Source organism: Pseudobutyrivibrio sp. LB2011 (assembly GCF_000701765.1).
Classification (GTDB): Bacteria; Bacillota; Clostridia; order Lachnospirales; family Lachnospiraceae; genus Pseudobutyrivibrio; species Pseudobutyrivibrio ruminis.
The window spans coordinates 53,566-73,111 of record NZ_JNJS01000009.1 but is presented as its reverse complement, the minus strand read 5'-3'; the positions used below and the strand labels follow the sequence as shown (position 1 = coordinate 73,111).

At 39.3% G+C, this 19,546-nt stretch carries 30 protein-coding genes; all 30 read left to right on the top strand.

All coding sequences use genetic code 11. From position 1 onward, the window contains the following. The 30 genes from rplP to ftsH all read left to right on the top strand — a co-directional run bounded on the left by rplP (nucleotide 1) and on the right by ftsH (nucleotide 19,543). A complete protein-coding gene (gene rplP, locus T375_RS11585; RefSeq protein WP_033153074.1) occupies nucleotides 1–429 on the top strand; it encodes a 50S ribosomal protein L16 in 429 nt (142 codons plus the stop codon). After that, complete coding sequence (rpmC, locus tag T375_RS11580; RefSeq protein ID WP_015548351.1) at nucleotides 429–635, top strand: 50S ribosomal protein L29; 207 nt, start codon at nucleotides 429–431, stop codon at nucleotides 633–635. Before rplP ends, rpmC begins: the two co-directional genes overlap by 1 nt. A 41-nt stretch (nucleotides 636–676) precedes the next feature. Beyond that, complete coding sequence (rpsQ, locus tag T375_RS11575) at nucleotides 677–931, top strand: 30S ribosomal protein S17 (protein WP_028234423.1); 255 nt, start codon at nucleotides 677–679, stop codon at nucleotides 929–931. A gap of 18 nt (nucleotides 932–949) precedes the next feature. Further along, nucleotides 950–1,318, top strand: coding sequence for a 50S ribosomal protein L14 (gene rplN, locus T375_RS11570; RefSeq protein ID WP_015548350.1), 369 nt, complete (start codon nucleotides 950–952; stop codon nucleotides 1,316–1,318). A 13-nt stretch (nucleotides 1,319–1,331) separates the two neighbouring features. Next, nucleotides 1,332–1,643: a 50S ribosomal protein L24 gene (rplX, locus tag T375_RS11565; protein ID WP_015548349.1), complete on the top strand. Its 312-nt coding sequence runs from the start codon at nucleotides 1,332–1,334 to the stop codon at nucleotides 1,641–1,643. Between the two features lie 22 nt (nucleotides 1,644–1,665). Further along, nucleotides 1,666–2,211: a 50S ribosomal protein L5 gene (gene rplE, locus T375_RS11560; protein WP_033153076.1), complete on the top strand. Its 546-nt coding sequence runs from the start codon at nucleotides 1,666–1,668 to the stop codon at nucleotides 2,209–2,211. 10 nt (nucleotides 2,212–2,221) lie between these two features. Beyond that, the gene (locus T375_RS11555) at nucleotides 2,222–2,407 is read left to right on the top strand and encodes a type Z 30S ribosomal protein S14 (RefSeq protein WP_028234421.1); all 186 of its coding nucleotides are present in this window, start codon (nucleotides 2,222–2,224) and stop codon (nucleotides 2,405–2,407) included. Between the two features lie 40 nt (nucleotides 2,408–2,447). After that, nucleotides 2,448–2,849, top strand: a complete 402-nt coding sequence (gene rpsH, locus T375_RS11550; RefSeq protein ID WP_028234420.1) for a 30S ribosomal protein S8 — start codon at nucleotides 2,448–2,450, stop codon at nucleotides 2,847–2,849. A gap of 84 nt (nucleotides 2,850–2,933) precedes the next feature. Continuing rightward, the gene (rplF, locus tag T375_RS11545; protein WP_033153082.1) at nucleotides 2,934–3,473 is read left to right on the top strand and encodes a 50S ribosomal protein L6; all 540 of its coding nucleotides are present in this window, start codon (nucleotides 2,934–2,936) and stop codon (nucleotides 3,471–3,473) included. 18 nt (nucleotides 3,474–3,491) lie between these two features. Then, nucleotides 3,492–3,860 carry a 50S ribosomal protein L18 gene (gene rplR / locus T375_RS11540; protein ID WP_044938681.1) on the top strand — a complete coding sequence of 123 codons (369 nt, stop codon included), beginning with the start codon at nucleotides 3,492–3,494 and terminating at the stop codon, nucleotides 3,858–3,860. Between the two features lie 11 nt (nucleotides 3,861–3,871). Further along, nucleotides 3,872–4,381: a 30S ribosomal protein S5 gene (gene rpsE, locus T375_RS11535; RefSeq protein ID WP_033153084.1), complete on the top strand. Its 510-nt coding sequence runs from the start codon at nucleotides 3,872–3,874 to the stop codon at nucleotides 4,379–4,381. A gap of 13 nt (nucleotides 4,382–4,394) precedes the next feature. Beyond that, nucleotides 4,395–4,580, top strand: coding sequence for a 50S ribosomal protein L30 (gene rpmD, locus T375_RS11530; RefSeq protein ID WP_015548343.1), 186 nt, complete (start codon nucleotides 4,395–4,397; stop codon nucleotides 4,578–4,580). A gap of 17 nt (nucleotides 4,581–4,597) precedes the next feature. Then, nucleotides 4,598–5,041: a 50S ribosomal protein L15 gene (gene rplO, locus T375_RS11525; RefSeq protein ID WP_033153085.1), complete on the top strand. Its 444-nt coding sequence runs from the start codon at nucleotides 4,598–4,600 to the stop codon at nucleotides 5,039–5,041. Beyond that, the gene (gene secY / locus T375_RS11520) at nucleotides 5,041–6,357 is read left to right on the top strand and encodes a preprotein translocase subunit SecY (RefSeq protein WP_033153086.1); all 1,317 of its coding nucleotides are present in this window, start codon (nucleotides 5,041–5,043) and stop codon (nucleotides 6,355–6,357) included. Before rplO ends, secY begins: the two co-directional genes overlap by 1 nt. A gap of 101 nt (nucleotides 6,358–6,458) precedes the next feature. Continuing rightward, nucleotides 6,459–7,103, top strand: a complete 645-nt coding sequence (locus tag T375_RS11515) for an adenylate kinase (protein ID WP_044938676.1) — start codon at nucleotides 6,459–6,461, stop codon at nucleotides 7,101–7,103. A 1-nt stretch (nucleotide 7,104) separates the two neighbouring features. Next, complete coding sequence (map, locus tag T375_RS11510) at nucleotides 7,105–7,905, top strand: type I methionyl aminopeptidase (RefSeq protein ID WP_033153088.1); 801 nt, start codon at nucleotides 7,105–7,107, stop codon at nucleotides 7,903–7,905. Beyond that, nucleotides 7,896–8,162, top strand: coding sequence for a KOW domain-containing RNA-binding protein (locus tag T375_RS11505; protein WP_044938672.1), 267 nt, complete (start codon nucleotides 7,896–7,898; stop codon nucleotides 8,160–8,162). The genes map and T375_RS11505 overlap by 10 nt, the downstream gene beginning before the upstream one ends. Continuing rightward, nucleotides 8,155–8,373, top strand: a complete 219-nt coding sequence (gene infA, locus T375_RS11500) for a translation initiation factor IF-1 (protein ID WP_015548337.1) — start codon at nucleotides 8,155–8,157, stop codon at nucleotides 8,371–8,373. Before T375_RS11505 ends, infA begins: the two co-directional genes overlap by 8 nt. 126 nt (nucleotides 8,374–8,499) lie before the next feature. Next, entirely contained in the window at nucleotides 8,500–8,613 is a 114-nt protein-coding gene (gene rpmJ / locus T375_RS11495; RefSeq protein WP_004604068.1) for a 50S ribosomal protein L36, read from the top strand. A 204-nt stretch (nucleotides 8,614–8,817) separates the two neighbouring features. Beyond that, on the top strand, nucleotides 8,818–9,186 hold the full coding sequence (rpsM, locus tag T375_RS11490; protein ID WP_044938667.1) for a 30S ribosomal protein S13: 369 nt from the start codon (nucleotides 8,818–8,820) through the stop codon (nucleotides 9,184–9,186). Nucleotides 9,187–9,221: 35 nt separating this feature from the next. Further along, nucleotides 9,222–9,614: a 30S ribosomal protein S11 gene (gene rpsK / locus T375_RS11485; protein WP_015548335.1), complete on the top strand. Its 393-nt coding sequence runs from the start codon at nucleotides 9,222–9,224 to the stop codon at nucleotides 9,612–9,614. A gap of 16 nt (nucleotides 9,615–9,630) precedes the next feature. Next, on the top strand, nucleotides 9,631–10,224 hold the full coding sequence (gene rpsD / locus T375_RS11480; protein WP_033153092.1) for a 30S ribosomal protein S4: 594 nt from the start codon (nucleotides 9,631–9,633) through the stop codon (nucleotides 10,222–10,224). 174 nt (nucleotides 10,225–10,398) lie between these two features. Continuing rightward, entirely contained in the window at nucleotides 10,399–11,358 is a 960-nt protein-coding gene (locus T375_RS11475) for a DNA-directed RNA polymerase subunit alpha (RefSeq protein WP_033153098.1), read from the top strand. A gap of 136 nt (nucleotides 11,359–11,494) precedes the next feature. Further along, nucleotides 11,495–12,019: a bL17 family ribosomal protein gene (locus tag T375_RS11470; protein WP_033153100.1), complete on the top strand. Its 525-nt coding sequence runs from the start codon at nucleotides 11,495–11,497 to the stop codon at nucleotides 12,017–12,019. 188 nt (nucleotides 12,020–12,207) lie between these two features. After that, complete coding sequence (locus T375_RS11465; protein ID WP_044938662.1) at nucleotides 12,208–13,572, top strand: MATE family efflux transporter; 1,365 nt, start codon at nucleotides 12,208–12,210, stop codon at nucleotides 13,570–13,572. Nucleotides 13,573–13,696: 124 nt separating this feature from the next. Beyond that, nucleotides 13,697–14,476 carry an SDR family oxidoreductase gene (locus T375_RS11460; protein WP_044938659.1) on the top strand — a complete coding sequence of 260 codons (780 nt, stop codon included), beginning with the start codon at nucleotides 13,697–13,699 and terminating at the stop codon, nucleotides 14,474–14,476. 98 nt (nucleotides 14,477–14,574) lie between these two features. Beyond that, nucleotides 14,575–15,612, top strand: coding sequence for an ABC transporter substrate-binding protein (locus T375_RS11455; protein ID WP_044938655.1), 1,038 nt, complete (start codon nucleotides 14,575–14,577; stop codon nucleotides 15,610–15,612). Nucleotides 15,613–15,685: 73 nt separating this feature from the next. Beyond that, nucleotides 15,686–16,609: an ABC transporter permease gene (locus tag T375_RS11450; RefSeq protein ID WP_044938652.1), complete on the top strand. Its 924-nt coding sequence runs from the start codon at nucleotides 15,686–15,688 to the stop codon at nucleotides 16,607–16,609. Further along, nucleotides 16,609–17,406: an ABC transporter ATP-binding protein gene (locus T375_RS11445; protein ID WP_044938650.1), complete on the top strand. Its 798-nt coding sequence runs from the start codon at nucleotides 16,609–16,611 to the stop codon at nucleotides 17,404–17,406. Before T375_RS11450 ends, T375_RS11445 begins: the two co-directional genes overlap by 1 nt. A 133-nt stretch (nucleotides 17,407–17,539) precedes the next feature. Beyond that, complete coding sequence (gene ftsH / locus T375_RS11440) at nucleotides 17,540–19,543, top strand: ATP-dependent zinc metalloprotease FtsH (protein ID WP_081822045.1); 2,004 nt, start codon at nucleotides 17,540–17,542, stop codon at nucleotides 19,541–19,543. The last annotated feature ends 3 nt before the right edge of the window (nucleotides 19,544–19,546 follow it).

Sequence of the window (19,546 nt, the reverse complement as noted above, 5' to 3'; positions counted from 1 at the left end):
ATGTTAATGCCAAAGAGAGCGAAGCATAGAAAGCAGTTCCGTGGGAACATGGCTGGAAAAGCTTCAAGAGGAAATAAGATATCTTACGGTGAGTATGGTATCGTTGCAACAGAGCCAGCTTGGATTAAGTCAAACCAGATCGAAGCAGCTCGTATCGCTATGACACGTTACATTAAGCGTGGTGGTAAGGTTTGGATTAAGATTTTCCCAGACAAGCCAGTTACTGCAAAACCTGCTGAAACTCGAATGGGTTCAGGTAAGGGAACACTTGAATATTGGGTAGCTGTTGTTAAGCCGGGCCGTGTATTATTCGAGATCTCAGGAGTATCTGAGGAAGTTGCTAGAGAAGCACTTCGTCTCGCTACACATAAACTTCCTTGCAAGTGCAAGATAGTTTCCCGTGAGGATTTAGAAGGCGGTGAAGCATAATGAAGAATACAAAGTACGTAGAAGATTTAAAGAACACTTCAGTAGCAGAGCTTAATGCTCAGCTCGTAGAAGCTAAGAAAGAACTTTTCAACTTAAGATTCCAGAATGCTACAAATCAGTTAGACAATACAGCAAGAATCCGTGAGGTTCGTCGTAACATCGCTCGTATTCAGACTGTTATCACAGAAGCTGAGAAGAATGCTTAATTAATTCATGAATCTTAATTATTTGAAAGGAGATCAAAAACGTGGAAAGAAACTTAAGAAAAACACGTACAGGTGTTGTTGTAAGCGACAAGATGGATAAGACAATCGTTGTTGCAATCCGTGACAATGTAAAGCATCCACTTTACAACAAGATCGTTAAGAAGACATATAAGCTTAAGGCTCACGATGAGAACGGCGACGCTCACATCGGAGATACAGTAAAGGTAATGGAGACAAGACCACTTTCTAAAGATAAGAGATGGAGACTTGTTGAAGTTATCGAGAGAGCAAAATAATTAAAGGAGGCTACTATAATGGTACAACAGGAAAGTAGATTAAAGGTAGCCGATAATACAGGAGCAAAGGAAATCCTTGTTATCCGTGTTATGGGTGGATCTACAAGAAGATATGCCAATATCGGCGACGTAATTACTGCTACCGTTAAAGATGCAACACCAGGTGGCGTTGTAAAGAAGGGTGACGTTGTTAAGGCAGTAGTTGTTCGTTCAGTTAAAGGTGCCCGTCGTAAAGATGGTTCTTATATCAAGTTTGATGAAAATGCTGCAGTCATCATTAAAGATGACAAGACTCCAAGAGGAACTCGTATTTTTGGACCTGTAGCTAGAGAGCTTCGTGAGAAGCAGTTCATGAAGATTGTTTCTCTCGCTCCAGAAGTATTGTAGGAGGAAGAGTAGAATGGCAACTATGAAAATTAAAAAAGGCGATACTGTTCGTGTAATCGCAGGTGGCGATGTAAACAACGAAGGTAAGGTTATCGCAGTAGATAAGAAGAATAACACCGTTACAGTTGAAGGTGTTAACATGGTAAAGCGTCATGTTAAGCCTAGCATGGCCAACCAGGCAGGTGGTATCATCGAGCAGGAAGCTCCTATCGATGCTTCAAATGTTATGTTACTTCATAACGGTCAGCCTACACGTGTTGGTTTCAAGATGGACGGAGACAAAAAAGTCCGTTTCGCAAAGAAGACCGGCGAGGTTATTGACTAATTGAAGAAAGGAGAACAGTTCGTTGAGTAGATTAAAAGATCAGTATCTTAATGAAATCGTACCAGCAATGGTTGAGAAGTTTGGATACAAGAATATTATGGAAGTTCCTAAGATCGAAAAGATCGTTGTCAACATGGGTGTTGGCGAAGCAAAGGACAATGCTAAGCTTCTTGAGTCTGCAGTCAAGGATATGGAAATGATTACAGGCCAGAAAGCTGTTACAACAAAGGCAAAGAATTCAGTTGCTAACTTCAAGATTCGTGAAGGTATGGCAATTGGCTGTAAGACTACACTTCGTGGAGAGAAGATGTATGAGTTCGCAGATCGTCTTATCAATCTTGCACTCCCACGTGTTCGTGACTTCAGAGGTGTTAATCCTAATTCATTCGATGGTAGAGGAAACTATGCACTTGGTATCAAGGAGCAGATCATCTTCCCTGAGATTGAGTACGATAAGATTGACAAGACTCGTGGTATGGACATTATCTTCGTAACTACAGCTAAGACAGATGAAGAGGCTAGAGAATTACTTCGTTTATTCAATATGCCTTTCGCTAAGGAAGCATAGGAGGAAAGTTATGGCAAAGAAGTCAATGAAAGTAAAGCAGCAGCGCACAGCAAAGTTCTCTACACAAGAGTACAGTCGTTGCAAAATCTGCGGTCGTCCACATGCATACCTTAGAAAGTATGGTATTTGTAGAGTATGTTTCCGTGAGTTAGCTTACAAGGGACAGATCCCTGGCGTAAAGAAAGCTTCATGGTAAGATAACGAGCACAGATTGATAATTAGGAGGAAATTGCATCATGACAATGAGTGATCCAATAGCAGATATGCTTACAAGAATCCGTAATGCAAATACTGCAAAACATGATACAGTAGATGTTCCTGCATCAAAGATGAAGGTTGCAATTGCAGACATTCTTGTAGATGAAGGATTTATCACAAAGTACGACATCGTTGATAATGGTAACTTCAAGGATATCCGTGTTACATTAAAGTACGGTGCAAACAAGAACGAGAAGATTATTTCTGGTATTAAGAGAATTTCTAAGCCAGGTCTTCGTATTTATGCTGGTAAGGACGATATCCCATACGTTTTAGGTGGACTTGGTATCGCTATCCTTTCAACAAACAAGGGCATCATCACAGATAAGGAAGCTCGTAAGCTTCAGGTTGGTGGCGAAGTTCTTGCATATGTTTGGTAATCATATCCAAACAAGTAACTAATTACCTAAAGTATAACCCGGTTACAGAAGCCGGACATACAGTAAATTTAAGGAGGTACGGGCATGTCACGTATAGGAAGAATGCCAATCGCAGTTCCAGCTGGTGTTACAGTTGAGATTGCAGAAAATAATCATGTGACTGTAAAAGGTCCTAAGGGTACTCTTGAGAGAACACTTCCATCTGAGATGGATATTAAGCTTGAGGGTGCAGAAGTTGTTGTTACTAGACCTAATGATTTAAAGAAGATGAAGTCTTTACATGGTCTTACAAGAACACTTATCAACAACATGGTTGTTGGTGTTACAACAGGCTATGAGAAGACTCTTGAAGTTAACGGTGTAGGTTACAGAGCATCTAAGGCTGGTAAGAAGCTTACTCTTAACCTTGGTTACTCACACCCAGTAGAGATGGAAGATCCAGAGGGTATCGAGTCAACAGTTGACGGAAATAAAATTATCATCAAGGGTATCGACAAGGAAAAGGTTGGTCAGTACGCTGCCAACATCAGAGATAAGAGAAGACCTGAGCCATATAAGGGTAAGGGTATTAAGTACGCTGATGAAGTTATTAGACGTAAAGTCGGTAAGACCGGTAAGAAATAGTAAAGGAGTGAATGTAAAATGGTAAGTAAGAAATCTAAATCAGTAATTCGCCAGACAAAGCATAGAAGACTTCGTAACACTCTAGCCGGTACTGCAGAAAGACCACGTTTAGCAGTGTTCAGAAGCAACAATCACATGTATGTTCAGGTTATTGATGATACATGCGGAAATACACTTGTTTCAGCATCTACTCTTGACGCAGACGTTAAGGCAGATCTTGCAAAGACAAATAACGTAGAAGCAGCTACAAAGCTCGGTACAGTTATTGCTAAGAAGGCACAGGAAAAGGGAATCAAGGAAGTCGTATTCGACAGAGGTGGTTACATTTATGCCGGCAAGGTTGCAGCTTTAGCAGATGCAGCTAGAGAAGCTGGATTAGAATTCTAGGAGGAGAACACATGAAACGTGAAATCATTGACGCTAGCCAGTTAGAGTTAACTGAGCAGGTTGTAGAAATTAAGCGTGTAACAAAGGTTGTTAAGGGTGGACGTAACATGCGTTTCACAGCTCTTGTTGTAGTAGGCGATAAGAACGGACACGTTGGCGCTGGACTTGGCAAGGCAGCTGAAATTCCAGAAGCTATCCGCAAGGGTAAGGAAGATGCTATGAAGAAGCTTATCACAGTTAAGCTTGATGACAACCATAGTATTACACACGACATTCAGGGTAAGCACACAGGCGCTTCTGTACTTCTTAAGAAGGCACCAGAAGGTACTGGTATCATCGCTGGTGGTCCAGCTCGTGCCGTATGTGAGCTTGCAGGTATCGGAAATATCCGTACAAAGTCACTTGGATCATCAAATAAGCAGAACGTTGTTCTTGCTACAATCGAAGGACTTAAGTCTCTTAAGTCACCTGAGGAAGTAGCAAAGGCTCGTGGCAAGAAAGTTGAAGACATTCTTGCTTAAGGAGGAAAGGTAAATGGCAGAGAAGAAGTTAAGAGTAACACTCGTAAAGTCTACAATCGGCGCTGTTCCAAAGAACAAGAAGACTGTAGAAGCACTTGGCCTTAGAAAGGTCAACAAGACTGTTGAGCTTCCTGACAACGACAGCGTTCGAGGAATGCTTAGAATGGTCAATCACTTAGTAAAAGTTGAAGAAATTTAATAGAAGGAGGTGCCATAATGGATTTATCTAACTTACAGCCAGCAGAAGGCTCAAAGCATAGTGATAATTTCAGAAGAGGCCGTGGTCACGGTTCAGGTAATGGCAAGACTGCTGGTAAGGGTCATAAGGGACAGAAGGCTCGTTCAGGCGGAAGCATTAGACTTGGATTCGAAGGTGGACAGATGCCTTTATACAGACGTCTTCCTAAGCGTGGTTTCAAGAATAGAAATACAAAGGAAATCGTTGGTATCAATGTTTCTTATTTAGAGAGATTTGATAATGGTGCTACTGTAACAGTTGATACACTCGTTGAGAGCGGTATCATCAAGAACCCTCGCGATGGCGTTAAGATTCTTGGCGGTGGTGAGCTTACAAAGAAGCTCAACGTTCAGGCAAACGCATTTAGTGCTAGCGCAAAGGAGAAGATTGAAGCCTTGGGCGGAACTGCAGAGGTGATCTAATGTTTCAGACACTACGCGATGCTTTTAAAATTAAAGATTTAAGAAGACGAATTGGTTTTACATTTTTAATGCTTATTGTTGTTAGGCTTGGAAGCTTGCTTCCAGTGCCTGGCATCAATGGCAATGCCTTTAGCAGTCTCTTCGCGGATAGTGATAGTGCATTGAACTTTTTTGATTCAATCACTGGTGGTTCATTCTCATCAATGTCAGTTTTCGCATTGAACATCACTCCATACATTACATCTTCTATCATTATGCAGTTGCTTACAATTGCATTTCCTAAGTTAGAAGAAATGCAGCGTGATGGTGAACAAGGTAGAAAGAAGATGACACAGATTACTCGTTATCTTACAATCGCCTTGGCACTTGGTGAGTCTATCGCAATGGCAGTTGGTTTTGGAAGAAGTGGTTATCTTGTAACATACTCAGTTCCATTCCTCAACTATGTACTTGTTGTTGTAGCACTTACAGCTGGATCTGCAGTACTTATGTGGATTGGTGAGAGAATTACAGAAAAGGGTATTGGTAATGGTATTTCAATAGTTCTTACTATTAATATCATTAGCCGTATTCCTTCTGATTTAACAAAGCTCTATGAGCAGTTTATGGCTGGAAAAACGATTCCAAAGGCAGTGTTAGCTGCAGTTATTATTGCTGCAATAATTATTGCTCTTGTTGTATTCGTTGTTATACTCCAGAGCGCAGAGAGACGTATTCCAGTACAATATTCAAATAAGATTCAGGGAAGAAGACAGGTTGGAGGCAATTCATCAATCATCCCTATGAGAGTTAACACCGCAGGTGTTATCCCTGTCATCTTCGCTCAGTCATTACTTCAGACACCTGTTATGATTGTTCAGTTATTGAACAAACAGCCAAGCGGTGTTTGGGGCAAGATTTTAAGTGGAATGAGTCAGTCTAATTGGTTTAATCCTTCAAATTGGATTTACACAATTGGAGCACTTGTTTATGTATTGCTTATTATTGGTTTTGCATATTTCTATACAGAGATTACTTTCAATCCTTTGGAAATTGCAGAGAACCTTAAGCGTTCAGGTGGATTTATTCCAGGTATACGACCAGGAAAACCTACTTCAGATTATTTAACAGCAATCTTAAAGCATGTTATTTTCATTGGAGCAATTGGTCTTTCAATCGTAGCATTACTTCCTATCGTCTTTAACGGTTTGGTTGGCGCTAGTGTTTCATTTGGTGGTACATCAATCATCATTATTGTTGGTGTTATCGTAGAAACATTAAAGCAGGTTGAATCTCAGATGATGGTTCGTAATTATAAAGGATTTTTAAATGACTAATTGTCATTTTGACACTGAGGGAGATACGTGATTTTCGCGTATCTCTTAAGGTGTTTTTTACAGAATTTTTTACAAAACATCTAAGCAGGAGGGTTTGTTGAATGAAGATTATTATGTTAGGTGCACCTGGTGCAGGCAAAGGAACACAGGCAAAGCAGATTGCTGCGAAGTATTCAATTCCTCACATTTCTACAGGTGATATATTCCGTGCCAACATTAAAAATGGTACTGAACTTGGAAAAAAGGCGAAGGAATACATGGATCAGGGTTTGCTTGTTCCAGATGAACTTACTTGTGATCTTGTAATGGACCGCATTGCACAGGATGATGCTAAGAACGGATTTGTATTAGACGGATTCCCAAGAACTATTCCTCAGGCAGAAGCACTTGATGCTGCACTTACTAAAATTGGACAGACAATGGATTATGCTATCGACGTAGATGTTCCAGATGAGAATATTATCAATAGAATGTCAGGTCGTAGAGCTTGTTTAAATTGTGGTGCTACATATCATATCGTTTCTATTCCACCTAAGAAGGAAGGCGTATGCGATACATGTGGCAGCCAGTTAGTATTAAGAGATGATGATAAACCAGAGACAGTAAAGAAGAGACTTGATGTTTATCATGATCAGACACAGCCTCTTATTGAATACTATAAGGGTAAGGACATTTTGAAGTCTGTTGATGGAACTCAGCCTATGGAAAAGGTTTTTGAGGATATCACTGCTATTTTAGGAGCTTAAGATGTCAGAAGTTATAACTATTAAAACTGATGAAGAAATTCAATTGATGCGTGAAGCTGGAAAGATTTTAGCACAGGTTCATGAAACGTTAGCTAAAGAAATTCACGAAGGAATGTCTACATTAGACGTGGATCGATTGGGTGAAGAAGTAATTAGAAGCTATGGCTGTGAGCCAAATTTCAAAGGTCTTTATGGATATCCAGCAAGTGTGTGTGTATCCGTAAATGATGAAGTTGTTCACGGTATTCCTACTGACGACCATATCCTTGTTAATGGAGATATTGTTAGCTTGGATACAGGAGTTCTTTACAAAGGATACCATAGCGACGCTGCTCGTACAGTTGGTGTTGGAGAAATCAGTGAAGAAGCAAGACTTCTTATTGAAAGAACACGTCAATCTTTCTTCCAAGGTATGAAATTTGCTACAGCTGGTAATCATTTATATGATATATCAGGCGCGATTGGCGATTATGCAGAGAGCTTTGGATACGGAGTAGTTAGAGACTTGGTTGGACATGGTATTGGTACTTCGCTTCATGAAGCACCTGAAATTCCAAACTTCAGACGAAGATTTAGAAGAGGTCCAAAACTAATCAAAGGCATGACACTTGCTGTAGAGCCAATGATAAACGCTGGTAGCTGTGATGTAGCTTGGATGGATGATGAATGGACAGTAGTTACAATGGATGAGTCATTATCTGCTCATTATGAAAATACAATTGTAATTACAGACGGCGCTCCTGAAATTCTTACACTGACACCTACAGAACTTGCAAATCCGGAGGGAAATAAATGGATTTAATGCTTGCAACATCTAAGGCTGGTCATGATAAGAAACAAATATACTTAGTTCTTAAAGAAGATGATGAGTATTGTTATCTTGTAAATGGAACAACTAAACTTGTTGCCAAGCCTAAAAAGAAAAAGAAAATTCATTTACAGCTAATAAAAAATATTCCGTCTGATGTTTTAGAAGAAGTAAAAGATATTGAAACATTAGATGATGTATCAATAAAAAGAATTCTTAAAGTTTATAATAGGAGGAACAAAGATGTCTAAGGCAGATGTTATTGAAGTTGAGGGAGTGGTAGTTGAAAAACTTCCTAACGCTATGTTTAAGGTAGAGCTTGAAAACGGTCATCAGATTCTTGCTCATATCAGTGGTAAGTTAAGACAGAATTACATTCGTATCTTACCAGGTGATAAGGTTACAATCGAAATGAGTCCATATGATCTTTCTAAGGGAAGAATTATTTGGAGAGATAAGTAAAAATAATTAAAAATTTGTTGACATACATTAAAACGCCCAGTATACTATTAAACGGACGTTTTTAAGATGTTCAAATATAGATTGACCACAACCTTTGAATAAAAGGGCATGGAAAGGAGGAAAATCGTGAAAGTAAGATCTTCTGTAAAGCCTATGTGCGAGAAGTGCAAGGTCATCAAAAGAAAGGGTAGCATTCGTATTATCTGCGAGAACCCAAAGCATAAGCAGCGTCAGGGTTAATTCCTGTTTGTTTATGTAGCATTTTATTATGTGCGGCTGCAGTCTAAAGAGTATCTAATTTAGGCTGTTCATAATAAATAGGCCTATCATACCGAGGCCAATTTGTTCCAGATATGGGTGTACACACATTTCAGGCCGAGTGATCGGAGCTGTATTACTTATATCGCTTATTAATAGTAGAAATTTATGGAGGTGTAAACACACATGGCTCGTATTGCAGGTGTAGATTTACCAAGAGACAAGAGAATTGAAATTGGTTTAACTTACATTTACGGAATCGGTAGAGTAAGCTCAAACAAGATTCTTGAAGCAGCTGGTGTAGATCCTAGCACACGTGTTAAGGATTTAACTGACGAAGAAGTTAAGAAGATTAGCACAGTTATTGACGAAACTATGACTGTAGAAGGTGATCTTAGAAGAGAAGTAGCTCTTGATATTAAGAGACTTCAGGAAATCGGATGCTACAGAGGTATCCGTCATAGAAAGGGTCTTCCTGTTCGTGGACAGAAGACTAAGACAAACGCTCGTACTCGCAAGGGTCCAAAGCGTACAGTAGCAAATAAGAAGAAGTAATTATATTCATAGAAAGAAAGTAGGTTAGTTTAATTATGGCTAAAGTTGCAAAGAAGACAACAAAAAAGCGTGTAAAGAAAAACGTTGAACACGGACAGGTACATGTTCAGGCATCTTTCAATAATACTATCGTTACTATTACAGATGCTCAGGGTAACGCTCTTTCATGGGCAAGTGCTGGTGGTCTAGGATTTAGAGGTTCAAGGAAATCTACTCCTTATGCTGCACAGATGGCAGCAGAGACAGCAGTTAAGGCTGCTTTAGTTCACGGTTTAAAGAGTGTAGATGTATTCGTAAAGGGACCAGGTTCAGGACGTGAAGCTGCAATCAGAGCAATCGATGCAAACGGCGTTCAGGTTCTTACAATCAAGGATGTTACTCCAGTTCCACATAACGGATGTCGTCCACCAAAGCGTAGAAGAGTCTAATTAGGAGGGAAATCTAATGGCAGTTAATAAGACACCAGTTCTTAAAAGATGTAGATCTCTTGATTTAGATCCTACATTTTTAGGATATGATAAAAAGTCACGTAGACAGAAGAATAGAGGAAGAGGCAAGAAGTCTGAGTACGCTCTTCAGCTTCAGGAGAAGCAGAAGGCTAAGTTCATTTATGGCGTACTTGAGAAGCCTTTCCGTAATTATTATGAGAAGGCTGACCGTCAGAAGGGTATGACAGGTGAAAACCTTATGACAATGCTTGAGAGCCGTCTTGATAACGTAGTATTCCGTATGGGATTTGCTCGTACAAGAAAAGAAGCTCGTCAGGTTGTTGATCACAAGATGTTCCTTGTAAACGGCAAGCCAGTAAATGTTCCTTCATATCTTGTAAAGGCAGGCGATGTTATCGAAGTTCGCGAGAAGTCAAAGAGCCTTCAGAGATTTAAGGATATCGCAGAGGTTACAGCTGGTAGAACAACTCCAGAGTGGGTTGATGTTGATGCTGAGAACCTTAAGGGTACAGTTAAAGAGCTTCCTAATAGAGAGCAGATTGATGTACCAGTAGACGAGATGCTTATCGTCGAGTTATATTCAAAATAATAATTATTAGTAAATGTTTACAAAAAGCACTTATACAAGCTTGCTTGTATAAGTGCGATTTGTTACAATTTTACTATGTGGCAATAAGTAATCTGATGGAATATTTATTAAATATTCCTTTTTTAGAGTCTAGTACATTAAGTTTCATAATTTATGAAATAAGGAGGCAATGTAGTGTTAAATTTTGAAAACCCAAATATTGAAATCGTAGAGATTTCTGAGGACAAAAAATACGGCAGATTCGTTGTTGAACCCCTTGAGAGAGGTTATGGTATAACACTTGGTAATTCACTTCGCAGAATTATGCTTTCGTCTCTGCCAGGAGCTGCAGTTAGCCAGATAAAGATTGAAGGCGTTCTTCATGAGTTCAGTGCCATTCCAGGTGTAAAAGAGGATGTTACTGAAATCGTAATGAACATCAAGGAGCTTGCTATTAGAAATAATAGCTCTTCAGATGAGCCAAAGACAGCATATATTGAGTTCGAGGGAGAGGGAGTTGTTACAGCTGCTGATATCCAGGTTGACTCTGATATCGAGATTATCAATCCTGATCTTGTTATTGCACATCTTAATGGTGGTAATGATTGCAAGCTTTACATGGAGCTTACAATTACAAAGAATCGTGGATATATCTCTGCAGATAAGAACAAAACTCCAGATACTCCAATCGGTAAGATTGCAGTTGACTCAATTTACACACCAGTAGAGCGTGTAAATATGACAGTTGAGGACACTCGTGTAGGCCAGGTTACAGATTATGACAAGCTTACACTTGATGTATATACAAATGGCACAATGGGTCCTGATGAAGCCGTTTCTATGGCTGCAAAGGTTCTCAGTGAGCATTTAAATCTTTTTGTTAACCTTTCAGATGCTGCTCAGGATCTTAGCGTTATCGCTGATAAGCCTGATGATACAACAGGTAAGACTCTTGAAATGAGCATTGATGAGCTTGAGCTTTCAGTTCGTTCATACAACTGCTTAAAGAGAGCTGGTATCAACACAGTAGCAGAGCTTTGCGACAAGTCACCAGATGACATGATGAAGGTTCGTAACCTTGGTCGCAAGTCAATGGAAGAAGTAGAGCAGAAGCTTAGCGAGCTTGGCCTTTCACTTAGAATGGTAGAGGACTAGTTCGAGAGCATATAGTAACAGGAAATAATACGTGACGGATAAGACCGATGAGCACTGTCGCGCATGCCTTTCCATTAATCAAGTTACGGGGTAAGACCGATGAGCACCTGTAACGCCAGTTATAAGGAGAAAAGAAATGGCAAAGTACAGAAAATTAAGCAGAACATCATCACAGAGAAAAGCTCTTTTAAGAAACCAGGTAACAGAGCTTCTTTATCACGGCAAGATCGTTACAACTGAAGCTAAGGCTAAGGAAGTAAAGAAGATTGCTGAGCACATCATTACTCTTGGTGTTAAGGAAAAGGATAACTTCGAAGAAGTTACAGTTCAGGCTAAGGTAGCACGCAAGGACAAAGATGGTAAGAGAGTAAAGGAAGTTGTTGATGGCAAGAAGGTAACTGTATACGATACAGTTGATAAGAAGATTAAGAAGGATTCTCCTTCAAGACTTCACGCTCGTCGTCAGATGATGCAGGTTCTTTACACACCTACAGCTAAGGGTGCTAAGAAGAGCGAGACACACAAGGTTGATATGGCTAACTTTGTATTTGATGAGATTGCTCCAAAGTATGTTGACCGCAAGGGTGGTTATACACGTATCGTTAAGATCGGACCACGTAAGGGCGATGCAGCTATGGAAGTAGTTCTTGAGCTTGTATAATATATATTTGCTTTTTTAAACCAGGACATTAGTCCTGGTTTTTTTTATTGAAATAATAGATTCCATATGTATATTGCCTATGGTGAAAAATCTATAATATTATATAAAATGCTAAAATAAATACTATATTAAAAATAAAATGTGGTGTATTCTAAAAGCAAGAAAGAAATTAATGGGAGGTCTTAAATATGGCAGCCGATAGCACAAAGAAAATGACAGAAGGAAGTCCAATGAAGCTTATATTAGGGTTTTCCATTCCTATGCTTGCGGGACTTTTATTCCAACAAATGTACAACCTTGTTGATACTATTATAGTTGGTCAAACATTAGGAGATAATGCATTAGCTGCAGTAGGTTCAACTGGATCTATTAATTTTTTAATCAATGGTTTTTGTATAGGAGTCTGTTCGGGTTTTGCAATTCCTGTTGCCCAACGATTTGGAGCAGAATCCTATGATTCGATGCGTAAGTTTGTAGGAAACTCAATAATAATATCTGGCATATTTGCTCTTGCTATAACATTAGTAGTAAGTATCTTTTGTTATCAAATATTGGAGATTATGCAAACCCCAAATGATATTATCCAGCTAGCTTATTCCTATATTTCAATTATATTTTTCGGAATACCAGTTACTTTTTTGTATAATCTTACCGCTGGTATAATGCGTTCGCTAGGAGATAGCAAAACGCCAACCTACTTCTTAATTATGGCAGCAGGAATCAATATTGTATTAGATATTGTTTTTATTATAGTTTTGGGCATGAGCGTAGATGGACCAGCACTTGCAACTGTAATATCTCAGTTTATTGCAGGTATAAGCTGCCTGATTTATATGAAAAAGAAATTCCCTATTCTTAAACTTGCAAAGTCAGATTTAAAACTTGGCCCACACCATACTGCTGTCTTAATATCAATGGGTCTTCCATTTGGCTTGCAATACTCTATAACAGCAATTGGCTCGGTTGTTCTACAGACCGCTGTTAATGGCTTAGGTACTGTCGCTGTAGCTTCTATGACAGCAGGCTCTAAAGTATCTATGTTTGTAGTATGTCCTTTTGATGCACTTGGAGGCACTATGGCCACATTTGCAGGTCAGAATGTTGGCGCAAAAGATATCCAAAGAGTTCGAAAAGGTGTATGGACAGCGCAGATGTTAGGAACGATATATGCAATACTAATCTTTATAGTATTGTTCTTTAGTGGAAGTACAATCTTAAGGTTATTTACATCCACAGACATTGTTATTAAACAGGCTAGAATGTTCTTATTGGCAAATAGTATTACCTATACTTTGCTTGCAGGAGTTAATATATTTAGATTTGCAATCCAGGGAATGGGATTCTCCACATTTGCGGTATTTGCAGGTGTAATGGAGATGATAGCTCGTATATTAGTAGCATTTACTTTGGTACCTATGATAGGCTTTGGCGGAGCTATATGGGCCAGTCCTGTAGCATGGCTTTTTGCAGACCTATTCTTAGTGCCTGGATTCTATTATTGTTGTAAAAAATTAACTGATAAATATGAAGGAGATAAAGTAATCCACATTTAATGTTTGATAATTAACAAACGAATTGTCAGAAAAATACAAAATAAATACAAAATTATGCAAAAATACTTTTACATTTTTCCTGAGATTTTGATACAATGGCATAAAATTAAAGGAGGAAGTTTTTATGGAGAAAAAGTATTTTGATTTATCGGGACGAGTAGCACTTATAACAGGTTGCTCATCAGGTCTTGGCGTACAGATGGCCAAGGCATTGGCAGCCCAGGGATGTAATATAGTAGCAGTTGCCCGTCGCCAGAATCTTATTGAAGAGGTGGCAAAAGAGATTTCTGACACATATGGCGTAAAGGCCATTGGAGTTCCTTGCAACATTACAGATACTGAGAAAGTAAATGCTGCAGTAGATACAGTCCTTAAAGAGTTTAGCAGAATTGATATTTTAATTAACAATGCTGGTACAGGTTCAGGTGCTACACCAGCAGAAGATGTTGAAGATGCTCAATTTGAAGGAGAAGTAGCCATTGATTTGACAGGTAGTTTTAAGATGGCCAGAGCCATTGCTAAAAAGGCTATGATTCCTGCCGGATATGGCCGTATTATAAATATTGCTTCTATGTATGGCTTGGTTGGAAATAATATTGCTCCGGCAGCAGCATACCACGCTGCAAAGGGCGGTGTTGTAAATCTCACAAGAGCGCTTGCATCAGAGTGGGGAAATAAGGGTATTACGGTCAATGCTATTTGCCCAGGATATTTTGAAACACCACTTACAAAAGAAACATTGGATAGTGAGTTTTTCCAGCAATATGCAAAGACAATGATTCCTCTTAACAGATATGGTAAAGAGGGCGAGCTAGACACAGCAGCAATTTTCCTTGCATCTCCAGCAAGTACATATGTTAATGGTGTAATTCTTCCAGTTGATGGCGGATATACATGTATGTAATCAATATGGGCCTGGTGGGCCCATATTTTTGTTCTTGTTGACTTTAGTGATTAAAAGTGCTAAAGTACTTCAAAGAAGAATAATCAGGAGGGGAAAACATGAAGAAGAAAATACTTGCATCAGTTTTGGCTTCAGTAATGGTTCTTAGCATGGTTGGTTGCGGTACAGATGCAGCCGCTCAAAAGGAAGCAGAAACAGCCACAACAACCGAAACAACAGAAGAAACTACTACAGATGCTAATCAGACATACAATGTAGGAGTAATTCAGTTAGTGCAGCATCCAGCCCTTGATACAGCGACAGAGGGATTTTCAGATGCTTTAAAAGAGAAGCTTGGGGATCAGGTAGAAATCAACGTACAGAATGCTTCTGGTGATACAGCTACATGTGCCACAATTGCAAATTCATTTGTATCAGATAATGTTGATTTGATTATGGCTAATGCAACACCTGCAATGCAGGCTAGTTCAACAGCAACAAATTCTATTCCAATCGTAGCTACATCTATTACAGATTATGGTACAGCACTTGGAATTAAAGATTGGGAAGGTACAACAGGAATCAACGTAACAGGAACATCTGATTTGGCTCCACTTGATGGACAGGCAGAAATGTTAAATGAACTTTTCCCAGATGCAAAAGAAGTAGGAATCATCTACTGCTCTGGCGAGGATAATTCATTATATCAGGCAAATCAGATTACAACATATCTTGAGGACTACGGATACAATGTTACAGCATACACATTCTCTGACTCAGCAGACGTTGCAACAGTAGTTCAGACAGCATGCGGAGAAAGCGATGTATTATATGTTCCTACAGATAATGTAGCAGCAAGTTGCGCTGAAACAATCAACAATGTAGCACTTACAGCAGGCGTGCCAATCATCGCTGGTGAGGAAGGAATCTGTAAGGGATGCGGTATCGCAACACTTTCTATTTCATACTATGATATCGGATACGCAGCAGGTCTTATGGCTTACGAAATCCTTGTTAATGGACAGGACCCTGCTACATATGAGATTCAGTATGCAACAGAGTTTACAAAGGAATATAATCCAGTAATTGCAGAAGCGCTCGGAATTGAGCTTCCAGATGATTATGTTGCAATCGAGATGGAAGAAGAGGCTGAATAATAAGATTTAGCAACAAAATAAAATTATTTTGGGGCAAGGTCAGAAATTTTGACCTTGCTCTTTGGAGTTTAAAATGGGAATTGAAACATTAATTGCAGGAATGCCTGGTACAGTTGCACAGGGAATAATATACGGAATAATGGCACTAGGTATCTACATTACATTCAAATTATTAAATTTTGCAGATTTATCGGTAGATGGATCATTTGCAACAGGAGGAGCTGTTGCAGCTATGGTGATTATATCAGGCCATTCTTGGGTGTTGGCTTTAGTACTTGCATTAATCGCAGGAGCATTAGCTGGCTTGATTACAGGTGTATTACATACAGTTCTTGGAATTCCTGATATATTGGCAGGTATTCTTACTCAGCTCGCATTATATTCAATAAATTTGAGAATTGCTAAAAATCAGCCAAACACTCCTATCTCAGTAGATAAGTACAATTTGGCTGTTTCACTTAGATATAAAACAGATGCGTTAATCACTGTTCTTGTGATTGCTGTGATTATAATAGCAATCATGTATTGGTTCTTTGGAACAGAAATGGGTTCTGCGCTTCGTGCTACAGGCACAAACCCAGCCATGGCAAAAGCCCAGGGAATTAACGTAAATGTAATGAAAGCATTAGGACTTGTAGTATCAAATGCACTAGTTGCTTTTGCAGGCGCACTATTTGCTCAGTTCAATGGTAATGCTGATGTAAATATGGGTAGAGGCGCGATTGTAATAGGATTGGCATCCATCATTATTGGAGATGTGTTATGTAATGCATTTTTCAAGAAAAAGAGTACATTCTGGCTTGCACTTGGTTTTGTAATTGTAGGTGGTATTCTTTATTACATTTTCATAGCATTTGTATTGTGGCTCAAGATGCCAGCAAATGACATGAAATTGTTCACAGCGATAATAGTAGCAATATTCCTTGCTGTGCCATATTTAAAGAATAAAATGAATAGCTCCTTCTTTAAGGCGGCAAAAAGAGGAGGTAAACGATAATGCTTAATGCTAATAAAATTAGAAAAACTTTTAATGCTGGGACAATAAATGAAAAAGTAGCATTATCAGGTGCATCTCTTTATTTAGAGGAGGGCGAATTCTGCACAGTAATTGGTGGAAATGGTGCAGGAAAATCCACATTTCTTAATGCGATTGCAGGTGTGTGGCCAGTAGATGCAGGTTCTATCTCAATAGATGGTGTTGATGTTACCGGCCTTCCAGAGCACAAGCGTGCCCGTTACTTGGGAAGAGTGTTCCAGGATCCTATGACAGGTACTGCAGCAAACATGCAGATTGATGAAAACATGGCTTTGGCAGCACGCAGAGGAAAAACAAGAGGTTTAGGCTGGGGCGTTACGAAAGCTGAAAGAGAAAGATATCACGAAATGCTAAAGCAGTTGGATTTGGGCTTGGAAGATAGACTTACAGCAAAGGTAGGATTGCTTTCAGGTGGACAGAGACAGGCCCTTACACTTCTCATGGCGACTCTCCAAAAGCCAAAGGTTTTACTGCTAGATGAGCACACAGCAGCCCTCGACCCAAAGACTGCAGCAAAGGTTCTTGAAATAACTGATATGCTAATTAAAGAGAATAATCTTACAGCCATGATGGTTACCCATAATATGAGAGATGCCATCCATTATGGTAATCGACTTATCATGATGAATGAGGGCAGAGTTATTCTTAACATTTCGGGAGAAGAAAAAAAGAATCTTACAATTGAGGACCTTTTACATAAATTTGAAGAGGTATCTGGTACAGAGTTCACCAACGATACAGAAATATTATCAAAGTAAATTATACAAAACCGTCGGCAATGTTTGCAGACGGTTTTGTTTTTTATATCTATTAAAATTTTATTAAAATCATTACTTTTCCACTATTTTATGATAAATTAATATAAGAATTTTCTACAAAACGGAGGCAGTTGTGAACGAGAATAATAACAACCAAAACGGTGGAGATAAAAAGAATAATCGTCAGCCTTTCTACACTTTAGGAATATTAGTGCTTGTGGCACTTTTCTTTACAAGTATGATGTACAGAGGGGCTAGTTCAAATTCAAATCAGGAGATTACTTACACAGAGTTTTTACAGCTTGTCGAAGATGATAAAGTTGCAGAAGTAAACTTCGATAACGATGTCATCAATATTACTCTTGTTGAGGGTGAAACATATGGTATGTCATCTGATGAGGCAAGTGCGCTTCAGCAGATTTATGAAAGCACAGGCCAGTCCACATCTGTAAAGCTTTATACAGCATATCTTCGTGATGATGATTTGCTTGATAAGTTAGATGAACACGGCGTAGAGTATGAAGGAACAATTGCTGACTCCACAGCGGCAATTATCTATAACGTACTTTCATTTGTTCTGCCAATCGTATTGTTATGGGTGCTTCTTGGTTTCTTTATGAAACGTATGGGTGGTGGCCCAATGGGCGTTGGTAAATCAAATGCCAAGCTCTACAATATGGAAAAAGCTACTGGAGTTACTTTTAAGGATGTAGCTGGACAGGATGAGGCAAAGGAATCAGTTCAGGAAATGGTAGATTTCCTACATAACCCTCGTAAGTACACAGAAATTGGTGCTAAGCTTCCAAAGGGTGCTCTTTTAGTAGGCCCTCCAGGAACGGGTAAAACACTTCTTGCAAAAGCAGTTGCAGGTGAAGCTGGTGTTCCATTCTTTTCACTTGCAGGTTCAGATTTCGTAGAGATGTTTGTTGGTGTTGGTGCTTCACGTGTACGTGACCTTTTCAAGGAAGCACAGAAAGTAGCACCATGTATCGTTTTCATCGATGAGATTGATGCCATTGGTAAGAGCCGTGATGCACATTATGGCGGCGGTAACGATGAGCGTGAGCAGACATTAAACCAGCTTCTCTCAGAGATGGATGGTTTTGATTCAAACAAGGGCTTACTTATCCTTGCAGCTACAAACAGACCAGAGGTACTTGATAAAGCATTACTTCGTCCGGGTCGTTTCGATAGACGAATCATCGTTGATAAGCCAGATCAGAAGGGACGTCTTGAAATCCTTAAGGTTCATTCCAAGGATGTAAAGATGGATGAGACAGTTGATTTGGATGCTATCGCACTTGCATCAGTAGGTCTTGTTGGATCTGATCTTGCAAATATCATTAACGAGGCAGCTATTTTAGCAGTCAAAGATAAGCGCAAGTTTGTAAATCAAAAAGATTTATTCGAAGCATTTGAACTTGTAGCAGTTGGCGGCAAGGAAAAGAAGGATAGAGCGATGAGTGAGAAGGAGCGTAAAATCGTTTCATATCACGAAGTTGGACATGCTCTTGTTTCTGCATTGCAAAAGGATGCTGAGCCAGTTCAGAAGATTACAATTGTTCCTAGAACAATGGGAGCGTTGGGATACACTCTTCAGACTCCAGAAGAAGAAAAGTTCCTTGAGACTAAGGACGAGTTAATTGCAAAGATTGTTACATATATGGGTGGTCGAGCAGCAGAAGATATTAAATTTGGTTCGTACACTTCAGGTGCAGCTAATGATATCGAGCAAGCTACAAAGATTGCCAGAGCAATGGTTACTCGATTTGGTATGTCTGAAAAGTTTGGAATGATGGGACTTGCAACAGTAGAGAGCCAGTATCTTGATGGAAGAGCATCATTAATCTGCGGCGAAAATACAGCAGCAGAAATAGATAAAGAAGTTCTTCAGATGATTACAGATGCATATGCAAAGGCTAAGCAGCTTCTTGCAGACAACATGGAATGCCTTGATAAGATTTCAGACTATCTATTTGAGCATGAGACAATCACAGGTAAGGAGTTCATGTCAATCTTTAGAGAAATAAAGGGAATTCCTGATCCAGAAGAAAAGAAAGAACCAGAAAGACATAGTCTTTTTGACGATGATAATGATCCACAGAATGTGGTAAAAGATAGCATTTTTGATGAGTAATTT